General features: G+C 37.0%; 13 protein-coding genes, 1 tRNA gene and 1 riboswitch. Of the genes, 4 read left to right on the forward strand and 10 right to left on the reverse strand.

Features of this window, described 5'->3' with window-relative positions:
• Window positions 1-454 precede the first annotated feature (454 nt).
• The 3 genes from I6760_RS05035 to I6760_RS05045 all read right to left on the reverse strand — a co-directional run bounded on the left by I6760_RS05035 (window position 455) and on the right by I6760_RS05045 (window position 3037).
• Entirely contained in the window at window positions 455-1240 is a 786-nt protein-coding gene (locus I6760_RS05035) for a putative hydro-lyase (RefSeq protein ID WP_196593365.1), read from the reverse strand.
• 77 nt (window positions 1241-1317) lie between these two features.
• Window positions 1318-2157: an aminotransferase class IV gene (locus I6760_RS05040; protein WP_196593366.1), complete on the reverse strand. Its 840-nt coding sequence runs from the start codon at window positions 2155-2157 to the stop codon at window positions 1318-1320.
• Between the two features lie 40 nt (window positions 2158-2197).
• A complete protein-coding gene (locus tag I6760_RS05045; RefSeq protein ID WP_196593367.1) occupies window positions 2198-3037 on the reverse strand; it encodes a DUF4392 domain-containing protein in 840 nt (279 codons plus the stop codon).
• A gap of 529 nt (window positions 3038-3566) precedes the next feature.
• On the opposite strand from I6760_RS05045, the gene I6760_RS05050 reads away from it, so the two are divergent.
• Entirely contained in the window at window positions 3567-4259 is a 693-nt protein-coding gene (locus tag I6760_RS05050) for a DUF554 domain-containing protein (protein WP_196593368.1), read from the forward strand.
• Window positions 4260-4462: 203 nt separating this feature from the next.
• Here the strand turns inward: I6760_RS05050 and I6760_RS05055 are convergent.
• The 4 genes from I6760_RS05055 to I6760_RS05070 form a co-directional block, all read right to left on the reverse strand.
• Window positions 4463-4536: transfer RNA gene (locus I6760_RS05055), tRNA-Gly, on the reverse strand.
• A gap of 68 nt (window positions 4537-4604) precedes the next feature.
• The gene (locus I6760_RS05060; RefSeq protein ID WP_196593369.1) at window positions 4605-5201 is read right to left on the reverse strand and encodes a DUF2284 domain-containing protein; all 597 of its coding nucleotides are present in this window, start codon (window positions 5199-5201) and stop codon (window positions 4605-4607) included.
• Window positions 5202-5251: 50 nt separating this feature from the next.
• On the reverse strand, window positions 5252-5566 hold the full coding sequence (gene trxA, locus I6760_RS05065; RefSeq protein ID WP_196593370.1) for a thioredoxin: 315 nt from the start codon (window positions 5564-5566) through the stop codon (window positions 5252-5254).
• A gap of 110 nt (window positions 5567-5676) precedes the next feature.
• Window positions 5677-5863: riboswitch (cobalamin riboswitch) on the forward strand.
• A gap of 326 nt (window positions 5864-6189) precedes the next feature.
• On the reverse strand, window positions 6190-7848 hold the full coding sequence (locus I6760_RS05070; protein ID WP_196593371.1) for an acetolactate synthase large subunit: 1659 nt from the start codon (window positions 7846-7848) through the stop codon (window positions 6190-6192).
• A 301-nt stretch (window positions 7849-8149) separates the two neighbouring features.
• Between I6760_RS05070 and I6760_RS05075 the strand changes: the two genes are divergently transcribed.
• The gene (locus I6760_RS05075; RefSeq protein ID WP_196593372.1) at window positions 8150-9013 is read left to right on the forward strand and encodes an NAD(P)-dependent oxidoreductase; all 864 of its coding nucleotides are present in this window, start codon (window positions 8150-8152) and stop codon (window positions 9011-9013) included.
• A gap of 20 nt (window positions 9014-9033) precedes the next feature.
• Here the strand turns inward: I6760_RS05075 and I6760_RS05080 are convergent, their stop codons facing one another.
• The 3 genes from I6760_RS05080 to I6760_RS05090 form a co-directional block, all read right to left on the reverse strand.
• Window positions 9034-10017 carry an asparaginase gene (locus tag I6760_RS05080; protein WP_196593373.1) on the reverse strand — a complete coding sequence of 328 codons (984 nt, stop codon included), beginning with the start codon at window positions 10015-10017 and terminating at the stop codon, window positions 9034-9036.
• 192 nt (window positions 10018-10209) lie between these two features.
• Window positions 10210-11166, reverse strand: a complete 957-nt coding sequence (locus I6760_RS05085; protein ID WP_407947310.1) for an L-lactate dehydrogenase — start codon at window positions 11164-11166, stop codon at window positions 10210-10212.
• A 35-nt stretch (window positions 11167-11201) separates the two neighbouring features.
• Entirely contained in the window at window positions 11202-11633 is a 432-nt protein-coding gene (locus I6760_RS05090; RefSeq protein ID WP_196593375.1) for a MarR family winged helix-turn-helix transcriptional regulator, read from the reverse strand.
• Between the two features lie 246 nt (window positions 11634-11879).
• Between I6760_RS05090 and I6760_RS05095 the strand changes: the two genes are divergently transcribed.
• Window positions 11880-13070 (forward strand): efflux RND transporter periplasmic adaptor subunit, encoded by a 1191-nt coding sequence (locus tag I6760_RS05095; RefSeq protein ID WP_231036099.1) that lies wholly within the window; start codon window positions 11880-11882, stop codon window positions 13068-13070.
• Window positions 13071-13083: 13 nt separating this feature from the next.
• Window positions 13084-16239, forward strand: a complete 3156-nt coding sequence (locus tag I6760_RS05100; protein ID WP_196593376.1) for an efflux RND transporter permease subunit — start codon at window positions 13084-13086, stop codon at window positions 16237-16239.
• Window positions 16240-16307 lie beyond the last annotated feature (68 nt).

The following is a 16307-nucleotide window of genomic DNA, read 5'->3' on the forward strand; positions in this document are numbered from 1 at the left end:
ATATTTTGTAAAATTAAAGGATTAAAAAATATAGTTTATAATATTGAAATTATAAGAAAAATTTCTATTTTGGATTTGTCAATGTGTAGTGTAGATTGCAAAAAGCTGTCTTTGTCCATTCCTTAAAAGATTGGATAAAAGACAGCCTTTTTATATATTTATATTAACTGGTATAATTAATATTATTGTCTGAGTCTTGTGAGTTATAATTAAAAGGGTATATTTATAGTACTGAACCTCCCACGACTAAAGTCGCGGGGTTCCTGCTTCACGGATAGTTGCGCCAAAAGCACGTCTTATATTATCTCCACAGGCTATCCCCGCAGTTCCTACGGTTCTTATATATGTTATTACGCTGTTATATTTAATATTCTTAATCCTTCATTGCGAATGTTTATGGCGGCATTTATATTTCTGTCATGCTGGGCTTTACAATTAGGACATTCCCCTTTAATCAATATTTTAGGTTGATATTTTTTATATCAGTTATGAACATATGTCCGGGTGCATGTGTAATTACTAGTTCAGGTTTGGATTGCATGATAGCATTTTGCGGAGTCACACCGCAAGGCCAAAATACAGGAACCTCTCCCGGTTTAATCGTGACAGGATCGCCGTAATCAGGCTGCGCGATATCTTTGATGCCAATAATTTCAGGATTGCCGATATGAAGTGGGGCACCGTGGACTTTGGGCATTTGTCCGGTAATCAATACAGCTTTTGGCACAAGGGAATAAGGAATAGGCCGCATTGAAACAACCATATTCCCATGGAAGATACCCGCTGATGCACAGGGAATATTTGTATTATACATTGGTACATTTCGCTTTTCCTCAATATGACGAACGGGAACATCGGCTTCAAGCAGATCACCTTCAAAGGAAAAACTACAGCCGATTAGGAAACTGACAAAATTATCCTGCCATAAATCTACAATGTCAGTGTATTCTCCGGTTAGTTCACCGTGCTTATAGACACGATATTTCGGTAAATCTTGGGCAATATCAGCATTTTCTGCAATCTGATGCAGCAGCCTTGATCCTGTATCACTTACTTCAAGAAGCGGACATGGTCTTGGATTGCGTTGGCTGAACAGAAGAAAATCGTAGGCAATATCCTGGGGCAGAATAACCAGATTAGCTTGTGCGTAGCCATCACACATGCCAGATGTCTGACCTGTTATCTTGCCATCATGAATAAGGGCCCTTACTTCTGATGGTTTAGAATAACTATAATCCATCTTTAAGTACCTCTTTTCTGTATAAAAAAATTAATTATTATATAATTTTCATATTGTAATATACATAAATACATTTTTCAATTTGTTGCTTGCAGAAATTCGTCAAGCAGGGTTTTACGGATTTTTTCAAATAACGCTGACTGTTTACCGCCAACTTTTTGCCCATCAATGTAATCAACGCGTAAGCAGAAGTTGCTAGAACTTGTGACTAGGATTTCCTCAGCATTCATAAGGTCTTTTAAATAATACGGTGTTTCACTTACACCTATACCTAGCTCTTTGCATTTACGGATAAGATGTGCTCTGGCAATGCCTGGAAGTATAAGCTCATCTGTTGGAGCTGTATATAGCTTACCATCCTTGATAATATGACAGTTACTGTGGGCACATTCTGTGATGCGGCCGCCTGGACGATAAAAAATAGCTTCCTTACACCCTTTTTGTTTGGCATGCTCTGCTGCCATCACTGATGGAATCAAGTTTACAGTTTTGATATTGCAATGATAAAAGCGGGTATCCGGTTCGGTAATAACTTGTATTGGAGTTGTTCCATCTGATATTTCAGCGGGAACCAGGGTAACCCATAAGTTACCTTTTCCTGGTGTAAATACGTGGTTGCGGATTCCGGTACCGCGAGTAACCTGATAATAGACAAATTGGTTTCCGGTGTCGAGCTTACGGACTAATTCTTGTAGAAGATCCTTTAAGGCCTGTTTTGTAAGAGGCATTACTATGTCAAGCAATGCAGCACTATTAAAAAAACGATCAACATGTTCATCTATGGCAAAAATATTATAGTTTCGGCAAGGCCCTGCATCATAAACTCCGTCACCGAACCAATGTACCCGATCATTCATGGGGACAGTCATTTTTTCTAATTCATCAAATTTTCCGTTGTAATAGCCAAGATTCTTCATGATATTCTCTCCTTGATATATAAGTATACTGGTTGTTATATCAGCTGTATAAGTTTAATTGTACTTTGTCAATCAGTGCATCTACGATTTCTTGCTCTATTCCTTCATCAAAGCCGTCAACATGGGGAACACGTTCATGCGTGACACCGTCAATGCTGCCGATAGTTACGGTTTCAGCTATATATGAAGCTATCCAGGGATACTGCGGCATAAGCAGCTTTCTGTTCAATATAGATAGATATGCTGCAATACCATAAGCACCCCAATTTGAGACACTGGCAATCACCAAAAAATCAACAGCTACTTTACAAGGACTTAGGTTTAGCTCTCTTTCAATGATATCAGCCAATACACCCATGCCAATCTCATTGCCGCCATCACCTATTCCAATGGTTTTTATGAAGAATTCCGGGGCAATACGAAACAGGATATCTGCCGGGGCATTGTGTTCACGGATAGAAATACCACACATATTTTCATAATCATTTCGTGTATTTAGGCCGCAGCGCTCGACTGAAATCATGCCTACAGGCTGATAATCCCTGACTAACTGCCTACAATATTGTTCCCCGTTACCAATATCGACAGGGACGACATCAAAGTCCCGGATAGTGAATAATCCTGCGTAAGCAGATTCGGTAACAATTACTGGATGGAAGCCCATTTCACGTAAAGCACTGGCTAATACGGCCGTACCAGCTGGTCCGTCTGTTTCAGGAAACCCGGCAACATAAAAGCCGGTGGTTAGAAAGATAATACCGCGTTTCCAGGAGAGAATTTCTTCTGCTGCCAGGCGGCAATAATCTATATCCATATGTGGACGCAGTTTTTGCATGCCGCGTTTTGAATGACGAAGAATGATATCTTCTATTTTATCCATTATAACACCTGCTTTCTCTAAAATAAATTTATCAATGGTAATTTAATCCTTTTAAGAAGAATATTTGTATTACTTTTTAATACATAATCTTATGGAGTAAGTAAAATAAAATGCAGCTGTCAGTACTTTTTTAGTGTATTCATCTGTTGTTTTATAAAAAAAATAACAGACGAAAAACGCTGTATACAGGCGCCTTTGTCTGTTATGGTGATAGTATATACTCTGCCAAAATAAATTACAATATTTTCTGCTATGATTTTTCGGAGTTTAACTATTTTTTTAAATTACTTGAAATACGTATATAAAATATATGCTTTAGTTAATTATATTAAGTTGTAATTAATAGTAAGAAAATATGAATTAAAAAATAAAAAGTATTTATTGCTGGAAAAGATAAAGGTAGTGTAATGAATTGTCATGTTTTTAGCGATGCTGTATAATAAAGTATATTAATCGGAGGGTATGATATGTACCGGATAAGATAGTAGGAAACTACAGTCTTGTCCTTTTTTGTTTTAGGAGGAAAAAAATGACAGCTGTTATTATTAATACAATCGCAATAATTTTGGGGAGTATACTAGGGCTGCTATTGCGTAAAGGAATACCCCAATCGGTGGCAGATGCTTTAATGAAGGGACTGGGACTTTGCACCATTATAATCGGAATACAAGGGGCCGTAAAAGAACAGAATATTTTATTGCTCATTATGGCAGTAGTAATAGGAATATTCATTGGTGAAAGTATAGATTTAGATGGGAAAATAAATAGGTTTGCAGAACGTGTAATGTCACATTTTCGTGATAACGGTGATTCAGCAAAAACAGCAGAAGCGTTTATAACAGCCTGTTTAATTATGAATGTGGGGGCAATGGTCATTGTTGGTTCTTTGGATGCTGGGTTAAGCAGGAATTATACGATGCTTTATACTAAATCACTGCTGGATTTTATTTCAGGGATAATGTTGGCGGCAACACTGGGGATCGGAGTCATGGGTTCAGGTTTGTTCACTTTCCTGTTTCAGGGAACTATAGTTGTTATGGCCGCTTATATAGCACCATATCTGTCTGATAGGTTGATTGCTGAAATAAACTGCACGGGTTGTTTACTGATATTGGCTATTGGGTTGAATATGGCGGGATTAAGCAAGTTTAAAGTTATTAATTTTTTACCGGGATTATTTGTTGTACCGATTATTTTGCTGGTTCAAAAATTATTATTTTAATAATATTGTGCGAAGTCTTGCATATTAAGTAATAGTGCACGTCATTCTTAAATAAATATTATTGACGCTATAAATCTTTGTTGTCAGCGATAGGGTATATGGTCATGATTTTTATAATTAAAATACGAATGCCATTTAACTGGAAAAGTAAATAAACAAAAAAAGGCTTCACAGCAAAATGCCGTGAAGCTTTGGATTTCCTATGGAGCGGGCGAGGGGAATCGGACCCCCCTCTTAAGCTTGGGAAGCTCACATTCTACCAATGAACTACGCCCGCGTAACTGACTTAATAATTTTAGCACATTAGTGCCTATTTGTAAAATAATAACTAATTTTTATATATAATTATTTATATTGGGCAAACATATTTTGCAATTCTATTTCATTTATGGTTTTTTTTGTCAATAACCCGTGAACTAATGTATGATAAGCAGGTAGTTTTTGGCTGTTCCATAGTAATGAAATGTTTAGAAATTTTTTTGTTATGGCACTTAAGTCTATACCGAAAGAATCAAGAGAATAACGCATTTTTTCTGGTTTACGGCAAGGCTCATTTTGGGGACGAGTACAGCGGCAACAAAAATCACAGCCACCAGAAGAAAGGGATAATGTTTCTGGAAAATGTTTTTCCGCAGCTAATAATATAGTACTTACTTGTTTTTTTATTTTTTTAGTAGCTGCCAGGGAAACAGCAGTTATTTTTTCACTGGTATCAGCAGCAGCAATAGTCTGTTTATCATAAAAAAGCTGAATACCAATGAAGTAAATATAAGTATATGGCTGCAGATAATCATTAGGAGAAAAAGATAAAGGTGGACACGACCAGCGGTTTTCATATTTACTGCAGGTTTTGCAGTAAGCAAGAAATTTTTCCTTATGCTGGTATTTTGCCAGTATGGTTTGCAATAGACCAGCTTTTATTGTAATTTTTAAATTTTCCATATTGTTGATATCCTTTATGTTGAATAAAAATGGGAAGGTAATATAGAGTGTTAATCATTGATCATCATATGGCATAGATCTTCTTCCGATACTGCACCAATTATTTGTCCTGTTGACTGACCGTTTTTGAATATTATAATAGTAGGAATTGTGGTAATATTATATCGGCTTACTAACTCCTGTTCTTTATCAACATCTATACAACCTACTTTGTATTTACCTAAAGCTTTTTTTTCCATTTTTTCAATAATTGGAGCGAATTTTTGGCAGGGGGCGCACCATTTGGCCCAAAAGTCAACAAGTACGGGAATATTTGCTTGTAAAACCTTTGCGGTAAAATTGTCTTTAGTATATGTTTCCAGCATACTGTTCCTCCTCAGTTATGTAAATAATTGTTATAATATGTTTAATATACCTTTAATTTATATTTATTGCAAGATTGACAAAGTTTTTTTGAAGTGCTATTATATAAAAAACAAATAATGTTGGATTAGGCGTCAGAGATGACTTAATAGGGAAATCGGTATATTTTAGGCCGATGCGGTCCCGCCACTGTAACACGGAGCAACCCCGCAGGTTTTCCATTGGAATTTAATATTCTGAGAAGGAGCGGTAAGGTGATGATGTGGAGCCAGGAGAACTACCTAATTTACAGTCACCGTTTATACATTTTGTATAAGTACCTGCGAGCGATGGGAAGGAGATTACTGCAAAATATTGTAGATAACTATACCCTCTTTTGGCGTTCGCCTGGAAGAGGGTTTTTATTTTTGTATGCAGCCCCTTTGTATCTTCAGCTAATATAAAGGGGATCATGCTCATAGAGTTTTACTTCCTCTTAAACACTGCAGTAGCAGGACCTTGCTTTAACAGCAAGGTTTTTTTTTATAAAAAAATATGTGCTATGCAAAATATTTTTTACATAACACAATATTTTAGAGCTATATAGATAACCATATTTTTATTATTCAGTGTAGTATATGGTGTATTATAAATTATCCATCAGCTGATTAAGATGTTTAGTCAGTTTCATGTTTTCACTATAATCAACACGGCAGTCAATGATTGCCGGAACATCAAGTTTAAAAGCTTTTTCTAAAGTAGGGATAAGCTCTTCTGCTTTTTTTATGCGGAAACCTGCTGCGTGCATGCTTTCAGCAAATTTTATAAAATCAGGATTTGTAAAGTCAACACCGTAGCTATGGTTATAATGATCCTCCTGTTTCCATTTTATTAAACCGTAACTGCAGTCATTGAATATAAGAGTTACGAAGTTAGTACCAAGACGAATAGCTGTTTCAAATTCCTGGCAGTTCATCATAAAACCACCGTCACCGGTAATCGCAAGTATTTTTTTGTTAGGATAGACAAGTTTTGCAGCGACAGCACCTGGTACGGCAATTCCCATAGTGGCAAATCCGTTGGAAATAATACATGTATTCGGTTTGTAACAGTTATAATGGCGTGCTATCCAGACCTTGTTGGCACCAACATCTGAAATTACTATATCATCAGGTCCCATTACTTTACGTACATCATTTAAAATACGCTGTGGCTTCATGGGAAAAGAATTATCAGAAGCATATGATTCATGTTCTGTAACCATTTTTTCCCGTAGAGCAAGGGCTTCTTTGGGTTCCTGCAGACGAGCCGCACGTTCTGCTATACGTTTGAGGGAATCGGGAATATTGCCAACCACTTCAATGTTGGCTTGATAAAGTTTATTGATATCTGCTGGGGATGCATCAATATGAATAATATCAAGATCACCAGTTTTATTCCATTTTGAAGGGGCATATTCGATAATATCATAACCGACAGCAATTACCAGACTGGCTTTTTCTAAAAGTTTATTTTGATAATCGGAAAAAGGAATGCCGATTGTCCACATAGCATATTTATTATCAAAAGGAATAGCTCCTTTTGCCATCATAGTATTTATTACTGGTATTTTTAATTTTTCTGCGAATGCCGTTAATTCTTTGGCTGCGTGAGAGCGAATAACACCGCTGCCAGCTAATATAACCGGATTTTTGGCATATGAGATCATTTCAGCAGCCTCATCAATTGTATGAACAGCAGCATACTCTTTTATAGGATATTGTTTTTGTAAAGGACGTTCATTATCTTCAATGGGCATCATACCGATGTTTACAGGAAGGTCAATATGACATGCACCAGGTTTTTCTCGTTCAGCATATTTAAAAGCCAGACGAACAATTTCGTTAACGGTATCGGGACGAACTACCATTTTAGTACGACGGGTTATTGGTTCAAACATCTTTGTCAGATCGAGAAATTGATGTGAAGTAATGTGCATACGTTCCGTTCCAACCTGTCCTGTTATAGCTACCAATGGTGCTCCGTCACTGTCGGCATCTGCTACGCCGGTAACAAGATTTGTGGCACCAGGACCTAATGTGGCAAGACAGACACCAGCTTTACCGGTCAACCGGCCATATACATCAGCCATAAAGGCAGCACCTTGTTCGTGGCGGACAGTAATAAATTGTATTTTTGAATGTTCCAAAGCATTCATTATAGCTAGATTTTCTTCTCCTGGAATACCAAAAATATATTTAACCCCTTCTTCTTCCAAACATTCAACTAATAGATCGGCAGTACAACGCTTACTTTTATCACCCATGGTATTTTTAATAAAGCCTCCTAAGAAATAAAAATTAATATCAAGTCTAATAATACATAGTTAAGAAAAAATTATCAATAAAAATTTACAAATAAAATAATTTATATTGTAAAATATGTTAACCGAATAGAATAAAGTATGTTTTTTCTATATGGATTTTTTTACAGTTAAAAGTTTAAGATATTAAGATATAATGTAAGAGAAAAACCTACAAAGAAAAATAATTAATATTCATGGTATAATATATGTATTAGAAAAAGAAACATGGGAATAATAGATTAACCTTTATAAGGAGAAGCTTATGAAAAAAATAGGATTTATTGGAACCGGTATTATGGGTGCTCCGATGGCCGGGCATTTGCTGGAAGCCGGCTATGAAGTGAGTATTTATAATAGGACAAAAGAAAAAGCAGAAAAATTACTGCAAAAAGGGGCGCGTTGGTGTGACAGTGCAGGTGAATGTGCCAGAAATAAAAATGTAGTAATAACTATTGTCGGATATCCGCAGGATGTCGAAAAAATATATTTAGGGGAAAATGGTATTTTGGCTAATGCAGATGAGGGAACTTATGTTGTGGATATGACTACCTCATCACCACTGCTGGCAAAAAAAATATATGATGAAGCCAGAAAAAAGGGGATAGCTGCTATTGATGCTCCCGTTACGGGCGGAGATACTGGAGCAAAGAATGCTTCCTTATGTATTTTGCTGGGAGGAGATAAAAAAGCATGTGATGATATAATGCCAGTCCTTGCTAAAATGGGGAAGAATGTTGTTTACGAAGGCAGTGCCGGTGCAGGACAAAAGACGAAAGCATGTAATCAAATCGCCATTGCAGGAGCTTTGGCTGGTGCCTGTGAAGCTTTTTCCTATGCTGAAGCGGCAGGGTTAGATGTAAAAAAAGTATTCGAGGCAATATCCAAGGGGGCTGCCGGCAGCTTTCAAATGACAAATGTGGCAGCTAATGCCTTAAAAAATGATTTTGCACCAGGATTTATGTTGAAACATTTTATTAAGGACATGAAAATAGGCGTAGAAACGGGAGAAAATTTTTCTCTTGAGCTGCCTGTTTTAAAACAGGTTTTGCAGGAAGCAGAAAAACTGGCAAAGGCAGGGCTGGGAGAACAGGGAACCCAGAGCCTGTTAAAATATTATCAAAAATAAAGCTGTCGTGGTAAATAGTGTTATTGGTTGCTTTCAATATAGTTTTTTATTATTTTTCTGTCAGTAGTTTGAGCCAGAATAATCATAAGACGGATGGTAAGTTCTTCTGTTGTCAATAATTTTCCTGATATTGCCCCTAATCGTGCCGCAAGTATACCAATGGGATATTTGTCCAGCTGCGCTCCGTCATACAGACATTGTGTTGTACAGATGATAATAATTCCCTTTTTTATGGCTTGTTCAATGGCTGGCAGAAAATTATTGGCGGATTTGTCATTAGGAACACCGCCAGCACCATAGCCTTCTATTATGATTGCCTTGTAACCAGCATTAGTTAGTAGGTCTAATATTAGTGGCTTTAATCCAGGAATTAATTTAATAACACATATATTTTCTTCCAATTTTTTAACTATAGAAATATTACCATAATGTACTGGAATGATAATATCATTATTCCAATGAATAGTATTATTAATTATTTTTCCCGCCGGCAAGGCATTTATACTTTCAAAGCCAATAAAATTTTGCGAGTATATTTTTTTTACATTATGGCCTATATGGATTAGGCCGTTAAATACAAGAAAAACACCTGGCTTTTCTCCGCAAGCGGTTAAAAAAGAGTCAATGATATTTTTTTCGGCATCTGTTTTAGGCATTTCTAATGGTTTTTGTGCTCCGGTCAATATGATTGGCTTGTCCAAATTTTTGATTATATTGGCTAAAGCAGCTGCAGTATAGGCCATAGTATCAGTACCATGTGTTATTACAAAGCCATCGTATTGAAGATAATTGTTTAATATGCTCTGGGCTATATTCAGCCAATCACTGGGAATAATGTTGGAACTGTCTATACTCATTAGCTCCAGACAGTTTATAGTGCACATATCTTTTAAGGCAGGAAGCAGGGCAATTATGTTATTGCCGGAAAGGCGGGGAACAAGGCCATCCGCTGATGGCTGGGAAGCAATAGTGCCACCTGTGGCAATCATTAGAATTTTTTTCACGTGGAGTCCCTTCTTGTAATAAAAATTTATTTTATATTTATTTTAGCACAAAAAAGCCTTATGCAGCTTACACGGCATAAGGCTTTTTTGTGCTGACACATGAACAAGTATTAACTTTATAAAAGGTAAATCTTCGCACCTAGAGATTTTTGACTTCTTGAAGATGGAAAAAGAAAATGAAGCATAGCAATTTTAAATCAGGTTATTACCCTTTAAAACAGTTTTTATACTGTCAGCACTTTTATATAATGCATTCAGTTCTTCGGAAGGGAAGTTGATTATTAAGCGTTTTTCTACACCATTCTCACCAATTATACTGGGAAGACTCAGTGCAACATCAGATAAATCATATTCGCCTGTTAAAGGCATGGAAACTGGAGTAATGCACCGTGTATTAAAAAGAACAGATTTAGCTAAATAGCAGGCACCCATGGCTATCCCTGTATTGGTCCAACCTTTTGACAGAAGTACATCATAAGCTGTTTTTACGACTAAGTCAGCTGTTTTTCCCTTATCAAAAGGCTGATCATAGTCATAATATTTATCAAGATCTTGTAAGCGTACACCGCCAATACTTATCGTACTCCATGCTGGAAAAGCAGAGTTACCATGTTCTCCCAGCATGAATCCCTGGACATCCTTGGCATTTACATTATAGTGGTTAGCGATAATGCGTTTTAAACGTAGTGTTTCAAGAGTAGTACCAGTCCCGAAAAGCTTGCCCGGCGCGTAGTCAAATCTGGTAGCGGCAAGATATGTAGTGACATCTAAGGGGTTGGTTATCATTATAAAAATAGCATCATGTGTATATGAAGTAACCTGTGTCATTATATCAGTTATGACTTTTATATTGCGCTCAGCCAGAATAAGACGATCAAGTTTTTCATCAGGAAGAATGCTGGGACCGCCAGAACAAATTATTATATCAGCGCCTTTACAATCAGAAAAATCACCAGAACGGACACTAACATTAGGGCTGCATAATGCTGGTGTAGCATGTGTCATGTCAAGAGCCTCGCCATGAGCCTTTTTCTTATTGATATCAACACAGATAATTTCTGCTGCGAGCTGCTGCGACACAGCTTGAACTAATACAGCTGACCCTACATTTCCCATTCCAATGATTACAAGTTTATGCTTTTGCAATATAAACGTCCTCCTCTAAGAACAAAACAGTAAAATTATTACGACAATGATATTTTACCAAATAATTTCATTAATGTCTTTAGGGATTTGCCAAATTCTTCAATTTCTTTTTCAGATAGTACAGAAAGATTGGTTTCTAAATGGGCTTTGATTTTATTTTGATGTTCTGTAATGAATTTACGTCCTTTAGGAGTCATTTGTATTTTTATGCGGCGGCGGTCTTTAGAATCAGGTAGTCTTTTAACAAGATTATTTTCTTCGAGTTTATTTATAATTGGAGAAAGCTGTTGTTTTATTATAGACAATCTTTTGCCTATTTCAGAAAAAGTCATACTTCCCTCATCAGTAAGAATACATAAAACGACAAATTGATTTATAGGGAGAGGAATGGAAATATGGCGAAAGATGCGATGTCTTAGTAAAAAAAGCATTTCCAGAAAATCATCTGATATATTTCGTTTATCAATCATTTTATAGTTCCTTTCATTTGTTTATTATAGCTTGACTTTTCAATAAATATACTATACTATAATGTTCATTGATAGTAAATATTTATTTACTATCAATTTGGTTTAATTATAGTTTAAATTAAATTGGTAAAGTATTATAGATGTTTATTTTGAAATAAGAAATTATTAACTTAATTTTAATATAAACTTGTATAATATTGTGATAATGTTTTTATAATAAGTATTTTTTTATGGAGGGAATAATTGATGGTAAAACGCTGGGGCAAAATGGTTTGTGCTTTTACTGTCCTTTTAGCAATGACAGCATTACTTTTTGGGTGTGGAAATAAAAAACAAAATGTAATGTCAGGTGCTCAGGTGAAAGCGATTACAGCTATTCAACAGGACACGCCGCTTTCTTTTGAATATGCGGGTGAAGTCAAGGGAACTAACGAAGTGAAAATACAGCCGCGTGTTTCCGGTTCAGTAGTGGCAAAGTATATTCACGGGGGACAGCAGGTTTCAGCAGGTCAGGCATTATATAAAATTGATGATGGTAATTATTCCAGCGCATTAAATCAGGCGAGAGCATCATTGGCAGAATCACAAGCCAAACTTAGTGATGCCCAGCAAAATCTGGCACGGTATGCTGAGCTGATAAATAATAATGCAATTTCAGATCAGACATATACAAACCAGCAGCATACGGTGGCAGCATATGAGGAAGTTGTCAAAGCTAATGAAGCTCTTGTCGACAAGGCTCAAAAAGATTTTAATGATACTATTGTTCGTGCGCCCATTTCAGGACGGCTTGATGTCAATGATGTGGCATTGGGAATTTATGCGACAGCGGGTAATACGACTTTAGTTACGCTTGGTGCAATTAATCCAGTATATGTGCAGTTCAGTTTGAGCGAAAATGAATATTTGAAATTTAATAATATTTTTAATGGCAAATTTATAGGAAAACCTGTCAATATAAAATTGAGTGATGGCAGTGTATATCCGGTAGAAGGAAAAATTGCGGAAATTGATCGTTCAATGGGTAATGATACTGGAACATTAACAGTAAAAGCATTATTTTCCAACCCGAATATGCTGCTTTTGCCAGGAATGTTTGCCAGAGTAGAACTCACAGGAGAAACAGTAAAAAATGCGATTCTTGTGCCGCAGCGTGCAGTACAGCAACTGCTTGATAAATCCTTTGTAATGGTAGTAGGCTCAGATAATAAGTCTGTTTCGCGTGTTGTGAAACTGGGAAGTAAAGTGGGCAGTTATCAAATTATCGAAAGTGGCATAAATCCTGGTGATAAAGTTATTGTGGAAGGTCTTACAAAGCTACGTGCCGGTATTCCACTTAAAGTAACAATGGTTACAGCTAAACAATTAGGATTGTCACTTGATAATAGCTCAGATATGAATGCTGATTCTTCCGCGAACTCCAGCCAAAAACAGTAAGGGGTGAGATATTTTGGCAAGATTCTTTATTAACAGGCCGATTTTTGCTATCGTTATATCGCTTATAATAGTGATATTAGGGCTTATTTCGATGTTTAATCTGCCGGTAGCGCAGTATCCACAGATATCACCACCGACTATCCGTGTCAGTGCTTCTTATAATGGGGCTAATGCCAGTGTTATAAATGAAACAGTGGCTCAGGTAATAGAACAACAGGTAAACGGAACCGAAGGAATGGACTATATGTCTTCCACTTCGAGTGATGATGGTACTTATCGTCTGCAAGTCGTATTCAAATTGGGAACAAATGGTGATATTGATTCCGTAAAAGTCCAAAATAAGGTTGCTGCGGCTAATTCTAGCCTGCCCAGTGATGTCCAGACTAATGGGGTAACTACAAGCAAGGCTTCGACAGATATGGCAATGATTTTTGCACTCTATTCACCTAATGGCTCATATGATAGAACGTTTTTAAAAAATTATGCCGATGTATATTTGACGGACAAAATAAAACGTGTGTCTGGTGTTGGGGATTTATTAGTATTTGGATCGGATTATTCCATGCGTGTGTGGATCAATCCTGATAAATTAGCTGAATTGGGACTTACAGTAAGTGATCTTATTTCAGCAATACAGGAGCAAAATCAACAGGCACCTGCTGGTAATATAGGGGAAGAACCATCACCTAAAAACCAGGAATTCCAATATACCAATAAAGTAGAAGGCCGCTTAAGCACAGTTGACCAGTTTAAGAATGTCATAATTAAGCGTAATACAGATGGTTCTCTTGTAAGGCTTAAGGATGTAGCAAGAGTTAATACCGGTCCGCGTAGTAATGATATAGATTCACAATATAATGGGAAAAATAGTATTGCAATAGGAGTACAACTAACTAATGACGCTAATGCAATGCAGACTGTTGCCGGAGTAGAAAAAGTATTACAAGAAGCATCACTTGATTTCCCGGCAGATTTCACTTATAAAGAAGTTGTTAACAATACTGATTATATCAGAGAATCCATCACAGAAGTAGTAAAAACATTTGTCGAAGCATTAGTTCTGGTTATGATAATAATGTTTTTATTTTTACAGACATGGCGGGCAACACTTATTCCTTTGTTAGCGGTACCAGTGTCGTTAATAGGAACATTTGCGACCTTTACTGTATTGGGCTTTTCGATAAATACACTTACATTATTTGCCATGGTCCTGGCAATCGGACTAGTTGTTGATGATGCTATTGTTGTTATTGAAAATGTTGAGCGTCATATCCGAGAGGATAAGCTTGGTCCGAAGGAAGCTACCAGGCGGGCCATGGATGAAGTTTCAGGTCCGGTAGTGGCTATTGCCTTTACACTAGCGGCAGTATTTGTTCCTGTTGCCTTTTTAGGCGGCATGACAGGTATTTTATACAGGCAGTTTGCTTTGACAATCGCTATTTCAATGGGATTGTCCGCATTTGTGGCATTGTCGCTTACACCAGCCTTATGTGGGATATTATTGAAACCGCATGATCCTGATGCCCATAAGGGCATGCTGGCAAAATTTTTTGACGCATTTAATAGCTGGTTTGATAAATTTACACGTGGTTATGTGAAAAAAGTTGCTGTATTCATAGGTAAGGCAAAATATTGTGTTATATTCTTAGTTATCATAGTAGGACTTATGGGCTGGCTGTTTAAAGTTCTGCCGTCCACATTTGTTCCTAGTGAAGACCAGGGCTATTACATTGCTTCAGTTAACATGCCAGAAGGTACATCCCTTAACAGGACAAAGGGAACAGTAAATGAATATGCATCAATGTTGAAAAAAATTCCTGGTGTTAAAAATGTAATGGCGATATCGGGTTATGATATTCTTTCCAGTGCTTCTAAATCTAATGCTGGAACACTATTTATCGGGCTTGATCCATGGAGCAAAAGAAAAACACCACAGACACAGATTGGAGCAGAGATAGGGGCTGCATTTAAGACTGGCTTTATGCTGCCACAGGCGTCAATATTAGCTTTTAATATGCCGCCGTTGCCAGGCCTGGGCACTGTAGGTGGATTTAATCTGCAGTTGCAGGATATGAGCGGACACAGCGATGAAGAATTAAATACAATAACACAAAAAATAGTGGCAGCTGCTAATCAAAGGCCGGAACTGCAAGGTGTATATTCTACTTTTAAAATAAATACACCAAATTATGATTTTGATATAGACAGAGATAAAGCTAAGAAGCTGGGTGTAAAATTGACCGATATATTCAATGCCCTTCATGTTGAGTATGGTGGTTATCCAGTAAATGATTTTAATAAATTCGGACATACTTATAAAGTTATGCTTCAGGCAGATGCTGATTATCGAGGGAATGTCAATTCTACACGGTTTCTTTATGTAAAGGGATCTTCTGGACAATTGATCCCACTTAATACTCTTTTAAAACCTAAATTGGGAACAGCACCGGCAATTATTTCCCGTTTTAATGCGGCAAAAAGCATTACCATTCAAGGAAATCCAGCATCCGGATATAGTTCCGGGCAGGCAATGGCTGCGATAGAACAAGTTGTAAAGCAGGTTGCACCAACAGGCTTTACAATTGATTGGTCAGGTCAGAGCCGAGAAGAAAAAGAAGCAGGGAATACGACAGTACAAGTTATGTTGTTAGCGATAGTGTTTGTGTTCTTATGCCTGGCAGCACTTTATGAAAGCTGGAGCGTGCCTTATGCTGTATTATTTGCAGTACCTACAGGAATTTTTGGGGCATTATTATCCGAAATGGTGATGCATCAGCAAAATAGTATTTATATGCAGATAGGTGTTATTATGCTTATTGGGTTGGCTGCGAAAAATGCAATCCTTATTGTAGAATTTGCTAAAGTAAGAGTTGATACTGGTATGCCGGTACTAAAAGCTGCGCTAGAAGCAGCCAGACTGCGCCTACGCCCGATATTGATGACCTCATTGGCATTCATTATAGGCTGTCTGCCACTAGCGGTAGCCAGTGGTGCAGGAGCTGCAGCACGTAACAGCATGGGAGTTGCTGTCGTTGGCGGGATGTTTATAGCTACCTTGTTTGGTATGTTTCTCATCCCGGTTATGTTTGTCGTTGTAGAAAAAGTAGCAGCGTTATTTACAAAGAAAAAAGAAGTGCATACAAAGAAAAATCCTGACGAATATATGTGATATGCATTATAAATATAGGAATGTTTTGGCATTCCTATATTTTTTTGCAAAAATACGCTATAATATTA

The organism is Pectinatus sottacetonis (assembly GCF_015732155.1).
GTDB classification, from domain to species: Bacteria; Bacillota; Negativicutes; order Selenomonadales; family Selenomonadaceae; genus Pectinatus; species Pectinatus sottacetonis.

Bases quoted from the DNA above. Each gene is read 5' to 3' on its own strand.
- I6760_RS05035 (WP_196593365.1), bottom strand. From the start codon at position 1,240: ATGGATTATAGTTATTCTAAACCATCAGAAGTAAGGGCCCTTATTCAT.
- I6760_RS05040 (WP_196593366.1), bottom strand. From the start codon at position 2,157: ATGAAGAATCTTGGCTATTACAACGGAAAATTTGATGAATTAGAAAAA.
- I6760_RS05045 (WP_196593367.1), bottom strand. From the start codon at position 3,037: ATGGATAAAATAGAAGATATCATTCTTCGTCATTCAAAACGCGGCATG.
- I6760_RS05050 (WP_196593368.1), top strand. From the start codon at position 3,567: ATGACAGCTGTTATTATTAATACAATCGCAATAATTTTGGGGAGTATA.
- I6760_RS05060 (WP_196593369.1), bottom strand. From the start codon at position 5,201: ATGGAAAATTTAAAAATTACAATAAAAGCTGGTCTATTGCAAACCATA.
- trxA (WP_196593370.1), bottom strand. From the start codon at position 5,566: ATGCTGGAAACATATACTAAAGACAATTTTACCGCAAAGGTTTTACAA.
- I6760_RS05070 (WP_196593371.1), bottom strand. From the start codon at position 7,848: ATGGGTGATAAAAGTAAGCGTTGTACTGCCGATCTATTAGTTGAATGT.
- I6760_RS05075 (WP_196593372.1), top strand. From the start codon at position 8,150: ATGAAAAAAATAGGATTTATTGGAACCGGTATTATGGGTGCTCCGATG.
- I6760_RS05090 (WP_196593375.1), bottom strand. From the start codon at position 11,633: ATGATTGATAAACGAAATATATCAGATGATTTTCTGGAAATGCTTTTT.
- I6760_RS05095 (WP_231036099.1), top strand. From the start codon at position 11,880: ATGGTAAAACGCTGGGGCAAAATGGTTTGTGCTTTTACTGTCCTTTTA.